The organism is Nocardia sp. NPDC059236, assembly GCF_042754085.1.
Taxonomy (GTDB): domain Bacteria; phylum Actinomycetota; class Actinomycetes; order Mycobacteriales; family Mycobacteriaceae; genus Nocardia.
On record NZ_JBHZAF010000090.1, the window covers coordinates 729 to 1,227 of the forward strand.

General features: G+C 70.5%; 1 protein-coding gene. It reads right to left on the bottom strand.

Annotated elements, in window-relative coordinates; all coding sequences use genetic code 11:
• Positions 1–90: 90 nt before the first annotated feature.
• Positions 91–499 (bottom strand): DUF4232 domain-containing protein (locus ACFXIV_RS48085; protein WP_379421562.1); only part of this gene is annotated, 409 nt, incomplete at its 5' end.

Sequence of the window (499 nt, forward strand, 5' to 3'; positions counted from 1 at the left end):
ACGGCAGCCTGGGCGGGACAGCGGTTGCCGTGTCCCGGCAAGCACGCAGCCGCGACGGGGACGGCGTGGCGTGCCTTCCCGCCTCGGCTCCTACTGCTTGCCGGTGCCGACGGGGTCCACCGTGACCTTCTGGTCCGCACCCACCTGGACCGGGAGGCTGATGCTGACCGACAGGTTCTTGGAGTGGGTCTCGTTGGGCGGGGTGACGACCATGCTGCTGACGTACGCCCCGGTGCCGCCGGTGTTGTTCGGCGGGTAGTGGAGCGTGAAGCGGGTCGTCTCGCCGGACTGGAGGGCGACGGCCGGAGCGGCGAGGTTGCTGCGCTTCGCGCTGAGGGGCTTGGCGGCGTCCTGGGAGCGGAGGTCGACGCCGGGGAAGCCCTTGAGCGTGCAGGCGTCGCCGCCGGTGTTCTTGAGGCTGACGACGAGGTCGCCCTCGCCCATACCGTGCGAGGAGCTGAAGTCGAGGTTCGCCGTCTTGCAGTGGCCGGTGGTGATC